Raw genomic sequence first — 14,939 nt, 5'->3', positions numbered from 1 at the left:
CCGTGCGACTGTGACCCCCATGGCATTGCGCATCATCCAGTGGGGCACCGGCGCCGTCGGCCGCGAGGTCCTGGCCACGACACTCGATCCGCGCAGCGGTCTCGAACTGGCCGGGGTCAAGGTCTACTCCGACGCCAAGGACGGCGTCGACGCCGGTGAGCTGATCGGCCGCGAACCCGTCGGGGTGACGGCGTCCACGGATTCCGCCGCGGTGCTCGCCGTCGACGCCGACTGCGTGGTCTACACGCCACGCCTCACCGACGTCGACGAGGTGTGCTCGATCCTGGCCGGCGGCAAGAACGTGGTCACGACCGCGTTCCTGTTCCATCCCGCGCGCATCGCACCGGCCGACCGCGACCGCGTCCTCGCGGCCTGCCACGAGGGCGGCACCACCGTGCACGGCTGCGGGCTGAACCCCGGCAACCTCTCGGGCGCACTGCCGTTGGCGATGACCGGCATGAGCCGCACCATCGAGAAGCTGACGTTGCAGGAGCGCGCCGACTGGTCGGTGTACGACAGCACGGCGATCACGTTCGACAACATGCGATTCGGCGCACCGGTCGACGAGATCAGCGTCACCGCCAACGACTTCCTCGCGTTCAACAGCTCGATCTTCGTCGAGCAGGTGTGGCTGCTCGCCGACGCGCTGCGCGCCGGCATCGACGAGGTGACCGCCGACGTCGAGGCCGTGCCCGCCGAGCACGATCACGAGATCTTCGATCACGTGCTGCAGGCGGGAACCACTGCGGGACAACGGTGGAACTGGGTCGGCAGGCGCAACGGCGAGCCGCTCGTCGAGATCGAGACGCTGTGGACCGTCGGCAACGAGTACCCGAAGCACTGGCCGAAGCCACGGCACGGGTGGACGCTGACCATCGAGGGCGACCCGTCGATGCAGACGCACTTCACGTCGCTGGCCAGCTTCCGCCGCGACGTCACGATGTTGGAGCACGTCAATTCTGCCAACGTGGCGACCGGCATGCAGGTGCTCAACGCGGTACCCGCGGTGTGCGCCGCCCCGCCGGGGTTCGCGACCATCGCCGACCTGCCCCAGGTGCGCAGCCTGATCGGCTTCGGGAATGCGCCGAAATGACGTTCCCTGTCGTCAAGACGACGGCTCAACGACAGGGAACGTCATTTCGGCGAGAAGTCACAGCAGCCCGAGCAGCTCCAGATCGGTGACGTACTTGACGATCACCTCGGCGCTGACGTGGGGGATGTCCTTGTCGGGCCCGATCTTCGCGTCCTGCACGGCCGCCCGGAATCGGTCGGTCGACGCCATCGCACCGTTCTCCGGGTGTTCCGGCTTCTGGTAGTTGTGCAGCAGCGGTAGCAGTGACGCCTGCCGTTGCGCATCGGGCAGGGTCCGCAACGTGGTCTCGAAACGCTGCAACCAGGAGCCGTAGTCGTCCATCCGCGCGATCGGGTAGCCGGCGTCGATCAGCCAGTCGACGAAGGTGTCCATGCTGATGCCGTCGTCGTACGGGTTCATGACGTGGTAGGTCTCGAAGCCCGTGGAGTTGGCCCCCAGCGTCGAGATCGCCTCCGCGATGAACTCCACCGGCAGCCCGTCGTAGTGCGCGCGCTGCCGGTTGCCCTCGGCGTCGGTCTCGTAGAACGACGCGGGCGCGACACCGGTCGCCACCAGGCTCAGCATCATGCGGGTGAACATGTCGGGCAGGTTGAGCTGGCCGGCGTAGCTGGTGTCGGCCAGGATCATGTCGCAGCGGAAAACCGATGCGGGCAGCCCGAATTGGTCGTGCGCCTCGCGGAGCAGCACCTCGCCGCCCCACTTGCTGTTGCCGTAGCCGTTGGCGTAGCTGTCGTCGATGCGGCGGGTCGCGCTCACGACGCGGACGTCGGCGTCCTCGACGTTGTCAGCCGGGTTGATGCCCGCACCGACGGCCATCGTCGACACGTAGACGAACGGCTTCTTGCGGGTGGTGAGTGCGATGCGGATCAGCTCGGCCGTGCCGAGCACGTTGGGCGCGAACAGCTGGCTGTACGGCAGCACGTGGTTGACCAGCGCGGCCGGGTCGACGATCAGGTCGACCTCGTCGGCGAGGCGCTGCCAGGTGGCGTCGTCGAGACCCAGGTTCGCTTCCCCCTTGTCGCCGGCGAACACCTCGAGGTGGTCGGCGGCGAGCCGGCGGTAGTGGGCCAGCAGCTTGGGGTCACCGCTGTCGAAGGTCTTGTCCAGGCGAGCCCGGGCGTCGGCGTCGGACTTGCCGCGGACGAGGCAGATGACCTTGCCGTCGACGAGTTCCATTCGCTCGAGCCATTCGAGTGCGAGGTAGCGGCCGAGGAATCCGGTGGCGCCGGTGAGCAGCACGGTGCGAATCTCGTTGCTGGGACCGGGCAGTGATGCCGCGGCGTGCAGCAGCTCCGAGTCGAAGAACTCGTCCAGCGTCAGGTCGCTGGCGTGTACCTCGGTGGCGTCGCGGCCGTGCACGGCGGCATAGGTGGGTCGCTTCGACCCGCCTGCGCGCTCGGTCTCGACGTAGGCGGCGATGGCCGCCAGGTCGCTGGCCGGGCTGACGATGACCCCGACGGGAACGTCGACGTCGAAGATCTCGTGCAGCAGGTTGGCGAACGTCAACGCGGACAACGAGTCTCCGCCTAGGTCGGTGAAGTGCGCGTCGCCGGTGACGTCACCCGCCGCCGCGCCGAGCAGCGCGCGTGCGGCACGGGCGACGGTGTCGAGCACCGGACCGTCGGCGCCGTTCTGCCGCAGTGCGCGCAGCTCGCCCGCCTGTCCATCGGCCAGGTCCACGTAGAGCTGTTCGAGTTCGGGGCCGTAGCGTTCCTTGAGCCGCGGCCATGCGAGCTTGCGGATGCCGGTGAGCAGACCGTTCTCGACGGTGAACGGGGTGGTCTCGACGATGAAGTCGCGCGGGATCTCGTAGGACTGCAGATCGGCGGCGCGGGCGGCGTCCTTGAGTGAAGCGCTGATGGCGGACTTCAGTTCGCCTGCGTCGTAGCGGGCCACGGCGTCGTCGGTCGGAACCACGACGGCCAGCAGGTAGGGGCGAGCGCTGTTGCCGTACAGAAAGATCTGACGGACCAGCGGGCTGCCGCCGAACGCGGCCTCGAGCTTGGAGACCGTGACGAACTCGCCCTGGGACAGCTTGAGGACGTTGTTGCGACGGTCGACGTAGCGCAGCTGGTCGGGTCCGGTCTCGGCGACGATGTCGCCGGTGCGGTAGTAGCCGTCGGCGTCGAACACCTCGGCGGTGACCTCGGGGCGCTTGTAGTAGCCGGGGAACAGCTGCTCGGACTTGACCAGCAGTTCGCCACGCGGATGGGGTACGTCGCTGCCGAAGTAGCCGAGTTCGGGTACGTCGACGAGCTTGTAGTCGATCACCGGCGGGCGGCGGACCTCTCCGTCGACGAACACCGCGCCCGCCTCGGTGGAGCCGTAGCCCTCGATCAGGTGCATGTCGAGCAGCTTCTCGACCCAGGTCTTCAGTTCGGGCGCGATGGGTGCCGAACCGGTCAGGGCCGTCACGAAGCGGCCGCCGAGCAGGTTCTGACGGAGTTCCTCGAGCACGGCGTCTTCGTCGTCGGCACTCGATGCGTTCTTGCGCGCCAGTTCGCTGAGGTACTCCTGGTGGAGCATGTCCCAGATGCGCGGGACGAAGTTCATCTGCGTGGGCCGCGACAGCGCGAGGTCCTCGAGGAACGTGGACAGATCGCTGCGCGCGGCGAAGTAGACGGTGCCGCCTGCCGCGAGCGAGCCGTACAGGACGCCGCGGCCCATGACGTGGCTCATCGGCAGGAAGCTCAGCGTGATCGACGGGATGGCGCCCTGCTTGTCGTCCCAGTGGCCGAGTGCGGCGGCGCGCCACATGTCGGCGACCTTGTGGGCGGGGTACATGGCGCCCTTGGGTGCGCCGGTGCTGCCGGAGGTGTAGATCAGCAGCCCGAGCGGCTCGTCCTCGCCGGAGTCGGCGACCTCGGCCGGGGGCAGCTCGGCGCCGCGGGCGATGACGTCGGCAAGGGTCTCGACGACGATGCCCGAGTCCGCCAGGCGGGCGGTGGCGGACGCGAGTGCGTCGCGGTGGTCGTCGAGTTCGGGCCGGACGTCGAAGACGACGAGGCGCTTGGGTGCGGGGCCGTGACCCATTCCCGAGTCGCTTCGCTCCTGCCCGCCGAACCCCGTGAGCGCGATGGCGTCATCGATGTAATCGATGCTCGACGCGAGCACCGTGGGCTCGGTCTCGGCGACGATCGGCGCCAGCTGTGTCAGCGGGGCGCTGGTCTGCAGTGGCACGGACACCGCGCCCATCTGCGTCAGCGCGGTGTCGACGACGGTGTAGTCGACGCTGGTGAAGCCGAGGATGGCGACCCTGTCGCCGTTGGCGGCGTCGGCGGCCAGTGCGGCGGCGACGGCGCGGGTGCGGTCCCACAGCTCGCCGTAGGTGATGGTCTCGAAGCGGGGCGCCAAGGCGGCGACGGTCCGGCCGGCGTCGTCGGTCACGAACTCGACGGCGCGCTGGCCTAGCGCGGGCCGATCGGCGTAGGCCTCCATCACGGTGCGGACGACGTCGGGCAGGCGCAGTCCTTCGACGGCAGCTCCGACCGATGCGTCGGGGCGTGCGGCGGCGAACTCGGGATCGCTGGCGTACAGGTCCGCGATGCGGCGCTCGAGGCGCGCTTCGCTGGTGTCGAGTGGCTCGTTCTCGGAAGACATGCGTGTCCTTAGTGTGCGGTGCTGGTCGTCGGGAGGGAGCGTCGTCGATCTCTCAGACCGGAACAACGTTAGCAAAACTAAAGATATGCCCGGCGCGCGTGAGCTGGGAGTTTGCTGTGAGGGAATGGCTTCGGAGCGGCTGATCGTTACACTGGCTAAATAACTACTGTGCACTGGAGGACGATCGATGCCACGTACTGAGGACGACACCTGGGACCTCGCGACCAGCGTGGGAGCGACCGCGACCATGGTGGCCGCCGCACGCGCGATCGCGACCAGGGCCGACGAGCCGTTGATCGACGACCCGTTCGCCGAGCCCCTGGTCCGCGCCGTCGGTGTGGACTTTCTCACACGGTGGGCATCGGGCGAGATCAGCGGCGCAGACGTCGACGTCGACGGCGCCGGTTGGGGCTTGTCGCACATGCCTGCCGCGATGGCCGCGCGGACCCGCTACTTCGACCGATTCTTCGCCGACGCCGCCGAGGCGGGCATCCGGCAGGCCGTCATCCTCGCGGCCGGGCTCGACGCCAGGGCCTACCGTCTCGACTGGCCCTCGGACATGGTCGTCTACGAGATCGATCAGCCCCAGGTCGTCGAGTTCAAGCGCGCGACGCTGGCCGAGTTCGGCGCCGCGCCCACCGCGGAGCTGCGGGTCATCTCGATCGACCTGCGCGACGACTGGCCCGCCGCGCTGCGGGCCGCCGGCTTCGACCCGACCGCGCCGTCGGCGTGGATCGCCGAGGGACTGTTCGGCTACCTGCCGCCCGAGGCGCAGGACCGCTTGCTCGACGCCGTCACCGACCTGAGCGCGCCGGGGAGCCGGCTGGGTTCCGAGGCCGTGCCGAATCAGGCGGGCACGGACCTCGACGCCGCCCGCGAGAAGATGCGCGCGGCGACGGCGAAGTGGCGTGAGCACGGCTTCGACCTGGACTTCAACGAGTTGGGCTTCGACGGCGAGCGCAACGACGTCGGCGAGTACCTCGACGCCAGGGGCTGGACGTCGGCCGGCACCCCGATGAGCCAATTGCTGGCCGACAACGGCTTCCCGGCGATCCCGCAGGCGAACGACGACGACGTCACGATGAACGGGGTCGTCTACTACACCTCGACACGCCGCTGAGTCAGGGCCCGGAGCGGGCCACCTGCAGTTCGAGTTCGGCCTCGTAGGCACCCTCGTCGCGGCCGAGCGCCACGGTGGCGGCCGTCATCGCAGCAATGGCGAGGGTGAGCGCGATCGCCTCGTAGCGTCCGGCGTTCAGCTCCTCGCCGAGCAGGATCGCGCCGAGGAACACCGCGACGACGGGTTCGAGCACCAGCATCGTCGGCACCGACAGCTGCAACGCGCCTGCGTGGAACGCCGACTGCTGCAGGAGCACGGCGAAGACGCCGAGGAACACCAGCAGGTACGGCGCCGGTGTGGCCAGCATGTTCAGCAGCCCCCGCTCGTCGAGCGTGTGCATCACGACCTTGGTGAGCACGGCGACCACGCCGAACAGCACGCCGACGGCGACGGCGACGGCGACGGCGCGCTGCCATCCCGCCACCCGCACCGCGATGACGACGCAGATCACGACGATCAACGTGCAGACGCCCGCGACGATGGCGGTCACCGGCAGCGTCGCGGTCGCCGCTTGCGGTCCGGGCCGGGCCAGCAGGACGAACACGGCGAGCGACGTCGTGAGCAGACCCGCCCACAGCCACTCCGAGCGCCGCACGCGGCGGTGAGCCAGCCGCGCGCTCAGCGGCAGTGCGAACAGCAGGGCCGAGACCAGCAGGGGTTGGACGAGGAGCAGTGAGCCCTTGATCAGCGCGAGCGCCTGGAACACGTAGCCGAGGATGGCTACCGCCGTGCCTGCCCACCACAGCGGACGGCGCAGCAGGGTGCGGAACATGACCGTGCTGACGCCATGTTCGGACGGTACGTCGAGGGTGGCGCGCTGACGCACGACGATGCCGATGGCCATCGCGATGGCGGCGCACAGTGACAGGAGGACGACCAGCCCATGGGTCAGCAACGTCCTCGGCATCCCTTCATCGGTTCTGCGACAGCCCCCTCACCTACACGGTAGAGGAGGTGCAGCTAGACCGCTTCTAGCCGAGCGCCCTTCGCAGGTTGAGGTGCCGCGTCGTCCTCGGGCGTACCCGCGGGGTCGATGCGGTCGTTCACGCGGTTGACGACGGTGTCGACTCGCTGCACGGCTGCGCCGCACAGGTCGCGGACCTTGTCGCCCGCCGTGTCGACGTCGTCGGCGGCGCTGAGGAGATAGGACCGCACATTGAGGCGCACCCTGTCCGCGACGCGGCGTACCCGGCGGCGCAGACGTTCGTCGACCTCGACCGTCACGTAGGGCAGTATCCGAATCGCCATGTGTCGCTCCACGCTCGATTTGCCGTTGCGCTCCAGGCTAACGGAGAAATGGCGTGGCTCACGAGGTGACGTCGATCGCCTGACGCGTACCGCGTTCGCGGGCATCACACGAGGTCGGCGATGGCGGCCGCGGTCTGCAGGTCCTCGTAGGCGGCGGAGTACCGCTGGGCGAGCGCTAGCGCGATGTCCGGCCGCTGCCACAGCTCGCCGGCGCTCGCGGTGCAGAGCCACAGCGTCAGGCCGTGCGCCACCGACGCGCGGTAGCGCAGCCACACCTCGTCGAGTGACGGCAGCTCGTCGGTGGGCAGGTCGAGTGCGTCGCGATACGCCTCGAGGATCGCGCCTTCGTGACGCCTACGGTCCTCGGTGGTCAGCGCGCCCTGCAGGAAGTAGCCCAGGTCGAGCGCGAAGTTGCCGCGCCGGGCCACCTGCCAGTCCAGGAATCCGACGGTGGAGTCCCTGCCGTCGGGCACGACGTAGGTGTTGCCGACGTGGGCGTCACCGTGCAGCAGCGTCGTCGGCCCGATGGTGAGCGTGCGGACGTATGGCTTCCAGACGTCGTCGATCAGCCCGTCGATGGTGAGTGCGTGAACCGACGCGGGCGCGTCGTCACCGAGGCGCTCGAGCGCCGCAGGCAACGGGGCGTACTGCATGCCGTCCCACGGCACGAACGGTTCCAGCCAGCCGAGTTCCGGACGGTCGAGCCGATGGCCCCAGAACCGGCCGTGCATGCGGGCCAGCCCACGCACGCCGTCGGTCGCCTGCTCGACGGATAGCGGCCGGGTGGCGTCGCGGGGGTCGGCGCCGCGGGCAGCGAGGTCCTCCATGACGAGCAGGAAGTCCTCCTCGGCCTCGTCGATCACCGCGGCGTAGACCAGCGGATGTTCCAGCGGCAGTTCGAGGTTCGAGTTGAACAGCCTTGGCTCGTGCAGCAGGCCGCTGGTCATCTTGATCATGGCCTTGTGGTCGGGGTCGACGGCCTTGACGAACACGCTCGCGGGTCCGGACCCGGACGCGTAGGTGACGGCGAGACGCGCGCGCCGGTTGGTCCCGTCGTCGCGCATGTCGACGGTCACGCCGTCGACCACGGCGTCGGGGTGCCTGTCGGCCAGCGCCGCGGTGAGCCACTCACGGGTGATCTCGGTCCAGTCGTGCGGGACCGCGAGCGCGGTGGTCATCCGATGATCGCGGGCATGGATTCCCAGCCCCGGATGGTCGAGGTGGTGGAGAACACCGCGTTCGGCAGGTCGACTTCCCACTCGGGGAACCGCTTCAGGATCTCCTCCAGTGCGACCCGACCCTCCAGCCGGGCCAGCGAGGAACCGAGGCAGTAGTGCGCGCCGACGCTGAAGCCCAGGTGCGCGCGCTGTTCGCGGTGGATGTCGAAGACCTCGCCGTCGGGCGGGAACTGGCGCGGATCGCGGTTGGCGGCGCCGATGAGCATCATCATCACTGCGCCTTGGGGCACGGTGTGGCCGTGGATCTCGACGTCGCGGGTCACGTACCGGGCGACGTGGGGTGCGGGCGGCTCGAAGCGGACGAGTTCCTCGACGGCCTTGGGGATCAGCGTCGGGTCCTCGACCAACTGCCGCCGCTGATCGGGGTGTTCGGCCAATACCTTTGCCGCCCAACCGATCAGCCGCGTCGTGGTGTCGTTGCCCGCGCCTGCGACCACGTTGAGGTAGATGAGCAGTTCGTCGCGGGTCAGGCGGCGGGTCACGCCCTGCTCGTCGACGAACTCGACGTTGAGCAGTTCGGTCATGATGTCGTCGGACGGATTGTCGACGCGCCAGTCGATGTAGTCGGCGAAGATGTCGCCGGAGACCAGCCCCTCCTCGGCGGCCTTCATGGGCTTGCCCGCCTCGGTCTTCATCTGGCCGGTGACGTGATCGCGGACCGCCACCTGGTCGGCTTCGGGGATTCCGATGAGCGCGCTGATGGTCTTCATCGGCATGACCGCACCGAAGTCGGTGACGAAGTCGAACCGGCCCGCACCGACCACGGCGTCGAGGCTCTCGACGCAGTAGTTCCTGATCTTCTGCTCGAGCAGCGCGATCTTGCGCGGGGTGAACATCCGGGCCAGCAGCTTGCGGTGGATGTCGTGGATCGGTGGGTCCTCGAAGATCAAGACACCGGACGGAATCGGGAAGTCGGCCCGGATCAGTTCGAGGATCGCACCCTTGGCCGAGCTGTACGTGCCGTGGTCGACGATGCCGCGGTTGACGTCCTCGTAGCGGCTCACCGCATAGAAGTCGTGCTGCGCGTTGTAGTACAGCGGCGCCTCTTCGCGCAGGCGGGCGAACACCGGGTAGGGGTTGGCGTTGATGTCGACGTCGTACGGGTCGAAGTAGACGTCGCTGGTCGCGTCGAGCGTTGCCGAGTCGGTCACGTGGTCCGCCTCTCTGGTCGAACGGGCGGGGTTGCTTACACGCGTAAGCTACACGCCGCGCACGCGCTCGGACAAGGATTCGACGGTTACGACTCGGGCAGTCGGTGTAACGGTGTCAGGTCGATTCGCGCAGGATCAGGTGCGCGACGTCGGCGCTGCTCGGCTCCCGCACCGACGGGTAGCCCAGCTCGGTCATCATGGCGGCGACCGACACGTCGACGATGGTCTCGGCGTCGAAGCCGACCGAGGTCAGGGGCGGTGCGCTGACCGCGCCCAGCGGCCTGGCGTCGACGCCGATGACGGCGAGGTCCGCGGGGCAGCTCAGGCCGGCCTGCCGGATGCCGTGCAGCACGACCATCGCGGTCTCATCGCTCTCGGCGCACACCGCCGTGACGCCGTCGGCCACCCAGCCGCGCACCACGTCGGCGGCATCGGCGCCGTCCGACCTGACCGATCCCGTGACGATCTCGGGTAGCCCGCGCTCGGTGGCCGCCACGCGCAGACCCTCGAGCCAGTACTCGCCGAGCGGCCGCACGGGTTCGACGTCGGAGAAGGCGAACGCCAGCTGGCGGTGGCCACGCTCCACCAGGTGCGCGACGCGCATCTCGCCGATCGTCAGGTGCAGCGCACCCATTGCGTGCAACTGTGCGCTGCCCAGGTGGATCTGCGGGATGCCCGCCGCGGTGACGGCGTCGAGTGCCGCACCGCCGAGCGGGAACACGGTCGTCACCGCGATCGGGTTGAGGTCGGCGATCGCGTCGACGACGTTGCGACCGTCCTCGGTCTCGAACTGCAGCGACAGCACCACGCCATGCCGGGCCAGCGCCGCGGTCAGCCGGCTGCCCACATCGATCAGCAGATCGCCAAGCGAGATGCGCGGGACCACGTAGAGCATGACGCCGCTGCCGCCGCGAGCCAGATTGCGCGCCGCGAGGTTCGGCCGGTAGCCCAGTTGTTCGGCGGCGGCGTGCACGGCGGCTCTGGTCGTGGCCGAGATCGTCTGTCCCTGCACGTCGTTGAGGACGTAGGTGACGGTCGCGGCCGAGACGTTGGCGAGGCGCGCGACGTCGGCTTTCGTCGGCCGTGGCCGTGCCTTTACTCCCACCCGCTCATCGTGGCATGTCAGGCGGCTACCGTGCTGCTGCGCCGTGCGCCCGCGGTCTCGTGCAGGCCCAGCACGGTCAACAGGGACAGTGCCGCTGCACCCATCAGGTAGAAGGCGGGCGCCATCACTCCGGTGGCACCCGTCAGCCAGGTGACGACGTACGGCGTCGTGCCACCGAAGACCGCGACGGCGACGTTGTAGCCGACCGAGAAGCCGCTGTAGCGCACCCGTGTGACGAACAGTTCGACGCCTGCGGTGACGGCGGTCGAGATGTACACCGACTCGATCGCGGCGAGGAGACAGTGCGCGGTGACCGCGGCGGCCAGCGAGCCCGAATTCGCCAGCAGGAAGAGCGGATACGCGAACACGACGAACAACGCCGACCCGGCGATCAGCATCGGCCTGCGGCCCACCCGGTCCGACAGCGCGGCCAGCGGCAGGATCAGCACCAGCGCCACCAGGCTGGCCAGCGTGATCGACGTGAACGACGCCGTCTTGGAGTAGTTCAGCGTCTTGATGAGGTAGGTCGGCAGGAACGTGAACACGACGTAGTAGCCGACGTTGAAGATCAGGAACAGGCCGATCACCTGCAGGATCGACCGCCATGACGTGGTGATCGCCTCACGCAGCGGCTTGGCGGCGACGTCGTCGGATCGGCTCAGTTCGGTGAATTCGGGGGTGTCGTCGAGCCGCAGGCGGATGTAGAGCCCGACGAGGCCCAGCGGCGCGGCGATCAGGAACGGGATGCGCCAGCCGTAGGAACTCATCGCGTCCGCGGGCAGCCCTGCCTGCAGCAGCGTGACCGTGATCGAGCCGAGCAGGAATCCCACGACACCCGACCACGCCATGAAGGTGACCGTGAAGCCGCGGCGTTCGGGTGAGGCGTACTCGGCGAGGTAGACCGCGCCGCCACCGTATTCGCCGCCGGCCGAGAACCCCTGCAGGCACCGGAAGAACAGCAGCAGTAGCGGTGCTGCGACGCCGATCGCCTGGTAGGTGGGCAGCAGGCCGATCGCCAGTGTCGCGGCCGACATGAGCAGGATGACGATCGCCAGTACGCGTTGACGGCCGATGCGGTCGCCGAGCGGCCCGAACACGAACCCTCCGAGCGGCCTGGCGAAGAACGCCGCGGCGAAGATCGCAAAGGTGTTGAGCAGCGCGGCGGTGTCGTCGCCCGACGGGAAGAAGTTGGCGGCGATGTACGTCGCGAGGAATCCGTAGATCGCGAAGTCGAACCACTCGACGGCGTTGCCGATCGATGCGCCGACGACCGCCTTGCGCACCGCGGCAGCATCCGACATGCCGCCAGAGGTTAGTCAGCGTCGGGTCGCCGCGTGGCAGAACGGATTTGAGCGAGACGCTTAGCTCTCGCCTAGCGCTTGACCTGAAGTGCAGCAAGGTTGCGGACCGACCGCTCGACGTCGGAGCGCAGGACGCGCGCGGTCAGCGCGCCGACGGGTCCGCTGAGCAGACCGCCCTTGAACTCGGCCATGACGTGGAACGTCGTTCCCAGCTGATCGGGGGTGACGGTCATGTGCAGCGAGATCCGCACTCCGCCGAACCCGTGTCCCTGCATCGCGATGCGACGGGGCGCGTCGTACTCGGTGACTTCCCAGTGGATGGTGTTCCGGAAGCCCTTCACCTTGATGCACGACGACACCTTGGTGCCCTCTTCGATGACCTCGGGCACCGGGCTCTTCCACCCTCCGAAGATGGTCAGCCACTCATCGAAGCGATGCAGGTCCGAGGCCATGGCCCAGGCTTGCTCGGGGGTCAGTTCCGAGGACACGGACACGTCGACGTTCGCCATGCCTCACTTCATACCCGACTCGGGCCGAAACGACGCCCTCAGCTCCCTACGGCACGGGCACCGGGGCCGGAGCGGGCGCCGGTACGGGTGCCGCCGGCGGAGGCGGCGGTGGCGGGGCGCCGGCACCGAGCACCCGCTGCAGGTCGGGCTTCATGGCCGCCAGCTGCGCTCCCCAGTAGCCCCAGCTGTGCGTGCCGTTGGCCGGGAAGTTGAAGATCGCATTGCGGCCACCGGCGGCCAGGTACCGCTTCTGGAAGTCCTTGTTGGTGTTGATGGTGATGTTCTCCAGGAACTGCGCGCTGTACATGGTGCCGAAGTCGCCACCGGGCGCGTCGAGGTCCGAGGACCGGCCGTTGCCGCAGTACACCCACACCGCGGTGTTGTTGGCGACGAGCGTGGCGATGTTGACCGTCGGGTCGTTGCGCCGCCATGCCGGGTCGCTGGTGGTACCCCACATGTCGGTGGCGTTGAACCCGCCCGCGTCCTTCATCGCGAACCCGATCATCGTGGGCCACAACCCTTGTGAGGGATTGAGGAACCCGGACAGGGAACCCGCGAAGATGAATTGCGCCGGGTGCCAGATCGCCAATGTCAGCGCGGCGCCGCCTGCCATCGAGAGCCCGACGACGGCGTTGCCGGTCGGCGCGATGCCGCGGTTGGCGGCCAGCCAGGCGGGCAACTCCTGGGTCAGGAAGGTCTCCCACTTGTAGGTGACCGTGCCTGCGCCGCCGACGGCCGGTCGGTACCAGTCGGTGTAGAAGCTGGACTGCCCACCGACGGGCATGACCAGGGACAGGCCCGAGTCGTGGTACCACTCGAACGCCGCGGTGTTGATGTCCCAGCCGCTGGCGTCCTCCTGGGCGCGCAGCCCGTCGAGGAGGTAGACCGCGTGCGGTCCGCCGCCCTGGAAGGTCACCCGGATGTTGCGGCCCATCGACGGTGATGGGACGTCGAGCTGCTCGATCGGCAGGCCGGGGCGCGAGTAGGCCGCGGCCGTCGGCGTCAGCGCCGTGATGCCCATCAGCCCGGGCAGCGCGAGCACCGCTAGCAGGGCGGTGGACAGCCGCTTCACCTTGGCGAACACCGGTGGTACTCCATTCGTTCGGACGTCGATTCGTGGCCGAACCTAACAGCGGCCCGAGCAGGGGCTCCGGGCCCACGCGGCGCTTGATGCGCTCGTTATCAAGGCGTTTCGCGATCGTGGCGGACGAGGCACCTGTGCAAGCGGCGGGAGGTGACTGTGAATCGCCTTGGGGGCGGCGCTTCGGTTAGCTGGAGTCGGCAGACTCTCCTAAAACGACGAAGGAGCGACGGTCATGAAACTCTCGGCATTCACCACGCGACGGCTGGTCGGCGGCACCGTGCTGGCGGGCGGGCTGCTGGCGGGGACGATGTTCGGCGGCATCGCGCCCGCGTTCGCCAACGAAGATCCCGCGGCCAATCCGCCCAATTGCAGCGCCGCGGACCTCGAGGGCGTACGCGCAGGCGTGTCGGCGTCGACGTCGGCCTACCTGTTCACCCACCCGGACCTCAACGCCTACGTGTCGACGCTCGGCGGGCTCAGCCGCGAGGAGGTCGCCAGCAAGACGATGGGCTACCTGGCGCAGCACCCGCAGGAGCAGGCCGAGATGACCGGGATCCGGCAGCCGCTGGTGGACATCAAGAACCGGTGTGGCGCTCCCCCGACCCCCTAGCGACGGGGCTACCCGACGCCGGTGAGGATCGCGCCGGTGCGCCACCAGATGATCGCTGCGAACACCACGACGAGGGCGACGGAAAACCCCGCCTGGATCAGGGTTCGGTTGGCCCGCGGGGCGTAGCCGTAGACCCACGCGACCAGCGCGCCGGTCAGCAGGCCGCCGATGTGGCCCTGCCAGCTGATCGACGGCACCACGAAGGTGATGACGAGGTTGATCACGATGAGTCCGATGAGCGGGCGCATGTCGAAGTTCAGCTTCTTGGCGAGCACCAGGGTTGCGGCGAACAGGCCGAAGATCGCACCCGATGCGCCCAGGGTGCCCTGGTCGACGGGTGAGAACAGGTAGACCATGACCGACCCGCCGAGCGCGCTCAACGCGTAGATGCCGAGGAATCGGATTCGGCCCATGGCCAATTCGAGTGCGGGGCCGGTGAAGTACAGCGCCACCATGTTGAACAGGACGTGCGTGATGCCGACGTGCAGGAAGGCCGACGTCGCGAGTCGGTAGTACTGGTCGCCGTAGGCGATGCCCTCTGGCCACAGCACGAACTGGCGGTACACCTCCTCGTTCGCCATCTGCAGCACGAACAGCGCCACGTTCACCGCGATCAGCACGTAGCTGGCGAGCGGCACGGTGGTGGGCCGGCCACCGAAGGCCGTGGTGGGCTGGCGTATCGACTTCGCCGCCGCGTCGATGCAGTCCGGGCACTGGTGTCCGACGGGCGCGGTGCGCATGCACTCGGGGCAGATGAACCGCCCGCAGCGGGTGCACTGGACGTACGTCGGCCGGTCGGGATGCCGATAGCACGTCGGCGGCGGCGCACTCTGCGGCACGGGCTGGTACGGGTAGCTCACGTCACCACTCTTCCAGGCGG

13 protein-coding genes are annotated in these 14,939 nt (G+C 68.7%); 3 read left to right on the top strand and 10 right to left on the bottom strand.

From position 1 onward, the window contains the following. Nucleotides 1–19 precede the first annotated feature (19 nt). The gene (locus G6N61_RS21060; protein ID WP_163920575.1) at nucleotides 20–1,093 is read left to right on the top strand and encodes an NAD(P)H-dependent amine dehydrogenase family protein; all 1,074 of its coding nucleotides are present in this window, start codon (nucleotides 20–22) and stop codon (nucleotides 1,091–1,093) included. Between the two features lie 57 nt (nucleotides 1,094–1,150). Here the strand turns inward: G6N61_RS21060 and car are convergent, their stop codons facing one another. After that, on the bottom strand, nucleotides 1,151–4,693 hold the full coding sequence (car, locus tag G6N61_RS21055; protein WP_163920572.1) for a carboxylic acid reductase: 3,543 nt from the start codon (nucleotides 4,691–4,693) through the stop codon (nucleotides 1,151–1,153). A 187-nt stretch (nucleotides 4,694–4,880) separates the two neighbouring features. Between car and G6N61_RS21050 the strand changes: the two genes are divergently transcribed. Beyond that, a complete protein-coding gene (locus G6N61_RS21050) occupies nucleotides 4,881–5,813 on the top strand; it encodes an SAM-dependent methyltransferase (RefSeq protein WP_163920569.1) in 933 nt (310 codons plus the stop codon). Between the two features lies 1 nt (nucleotide 5,814). Here the strand turns inward: G6N61_RS21050 and G6N61_RS21045 are convergent, their stop codons facing one another. From G6N61_RS21045 to G6N61_RS21010, 8 genes are all read right to left on the bottom strand, one after another. Beyond that, entirely contained in the window at nucleotides 5,815–6,720 is a 906-nt protein-coding gene (locus G6N61_RS21045) for a DMT family transporter (RefSeq protein WP_163920566.1), read from the bottom strand. 53 nt (nucleotides 6,721–6,773) lie between these two features. Further along, complete coding sequence (locus G6N61_RS21040; protein ID WP_163920563.1) at nucleotides 6,774–7,061, bottom strand: hypothetical protein; 288 nt, start codon at nucleotides 7,059–7,061, stop codon at nucleotides 6,774–6,776. Between the two features lie 104 nt (nucleotides 7,062–7,165). Next, a complete protein-coding gene (locus G6N61_RS21035; protein ID WP_163920561.1) occupies nucleotides 7,166–8,239 on the bottom strand; it encodes a phosphotransferase in 1,074 nt (357 codons plus the stop codon). Further along, nucleotides 8,236–9,450, bottom strand: a complete 1,215-nt coding sequence (locus G6N61_RS21030) for a cytochrome P450 (RefSeq protein ID WP_163920559.1) — start codon at nucleotides 9,448–9,450, stop codon at nucleotides 8,236–8,238. The genes G6N61_RS21035 and G6N61_RS21030 overlap by 4 nt, the downstream gene beginning before the upstream one ends. Nucleotides 9,451–9,565: 115 nt before the next feature. Beyond that, on the bottom strand, nucleotides 9,566–10,555 hold the full coding sequence (locus G6N61_RS21025) for a LacI family DNA-binding transcriptional regulator (RefSeq protein ID WP_163920557.1): 990 nt from the start codon (nucleotides 10,553–10,555) through the stop codon (nucleotides 9,566–9,568). A 17-nt stretch (nucleotides 10,556–10,572) separates the two neighbouring features. Continuing rightward, nucleotides 10,573–11,856, bottom strand: a complete 1,284-nt coding sequence (locus tag G6N61_RS21020; RefSeq protein WP_163920555.1) for an MFS transporter — start codon at nucleotides 11,854–11,856, stop codon at nucleotides 10,573–10,575. A 71-nt stretch (nucleotides 11,857–11,927) separates the two neighbouring features. Continuing rightward, on the bottom strand, nucleotides 11,928–12,365 hold the full coding sequence (locus G6N61_RS21015; RefSeq protein ID WP_163920553.1) for a type II toxin-antitoxin system Rv0910 family toxin: 438 nt from the start codon (nucleotides 12,363–12,365) through the stop codon (nucleotides 11,928–11,930). A 46-nt stretch (nucleotides 12,366–12,411) separates the two neighbouring features. Further along, the gene (locus G6N61_RS21010) at nucleotides 12,412–13,386 is read right to left on the bottom strand and encodes an esterase family protein (RefSeq protein WP_163924987.1); all 975 of its coding nucleotides are present in this window, start codon (nucleotides 13,384–13,386) and stop codon (nucleotides 12,412–12,414) included. A 295-nt stretch (nucleotides 13,387–13,681) separates the two neighbouring features. Between G6N61_RS21010 and G6N61_RS21005 the strand changes: the two genes are divergently transcribed. Beyond that, nucleotides 13,682–14,059, top strand: coding sequence for a heme-binding protein (locus G6N61_RS21005; RefSeq protein WP_163920551.1), 378 nt, complete (start codon nucleotides 13,682–13,684; stop codon nucleotides 14,057–14,059). A gap of 8 nt (nucleotides 14,060–14,067) precedes the next feature. Here the strand turns inward: G6N61_RS21005 and G6N61_RS21000 are convergent, their stop codons facing one another. Next, complete coding sequence (locus G6N61_RS21000; RefSeq protein ID WP_235887230.1) at nucleotides 14,068–14,919, bottom strand: rhomboid family intramembrane serine protease; 852 nt, start codon at nucleotides 14,917–14,919, stop codon at nucleotides 14,068–14,070. Nucleotides 14,920–14,939 lie beyond the last annotated feature (20 nt).

The sequence above is a fragment of the Mycolicibacterium arabiense genome, assembly GCF_010731815.2.
Lineage (GTDB): Bacteria > Actinomycetota > Actinomycetes > Mycobacteriales > Mycobacteriaceae > Mycobacterium > Mycobacterium arabiense.
The sequence above is the reverse complement of the archived record's forward strand: the minus strand, read 5'-3'. Positions and strand labels throughout refer to the sequence as shown.

Bases quoted from the DNA above. Each gene is read 5' to 3' on its own strand.
- G6N61_RS21060 (WP_163920575.1), top strand. From the start codon at position 20: ATGGCATTGCGCATCATCCAGTGGGGCACCGGCGCCGTCGGCCGCGAG.
- car (WP_163920572.1), bottom strand. From the start codon at position 4,693: ATGTCTTCCGAGAACGAGCCACTCGACACCAGCGAAGCGCGCCTCGAG.
- G6N61_RS21050 (WP_163920569.1), top strand. From the start codon at position 4,881: ATGCCACGTACTGAGGACGACACCTGGGACCTCGCGACCAGCGTGGGA.
- G6N61_RS21045 (WP_163920566.1), bottom strand. From the start codon at position 6,720: ATGCCGAGGACGTTGCTGACCCATGGGCTGGTCGTCCTCCTGTCACTG.
- G6N61_RS21040 (WP_163920563.1), bottom strand. From the start codon at position 7,061: ATGGCGATTCGGATACTGCCCTACGTGACGGTCGAGGTCGACGAACGT.
- G6N61_RS21035 (WP_163920561.1), bottom strand. From the start codon at position 8,239: ATGACCACCGCGCTCGCGGTCCCGCACGACTGGACCGAGATCACCCGT.
- G6N61_RS21020 (WP_163920555.1), bottom strand. From the start codon at position 11,856: ATGTCGGATGCTGCCGCGGTGCGCAAGGCGGTCGTCGGCGCATCGATC.
- G6N61_RS21015 (WP_163920553.1), bottom strand. From the start codon at position 12,365: ATGGCGAACGTCGACGTGTCCGTGTCCTCGGAACTGACCCCCGAGCAA.
- G6N61_RS21010 (WP_163924987.1), bottom strand. From the start codon at position 13,386: ATGGGCATCACGGCGCTGACGCCGACGGCCGCGGCCTACTCGCGCCCC.
- G6N61_RS21005 (WP_163920551.1), top strand. From the start codon at position 13,682: ATGAAACTCTCGGCATTCACCACGCGACGGCTGGTCGGCGGCACCGTG.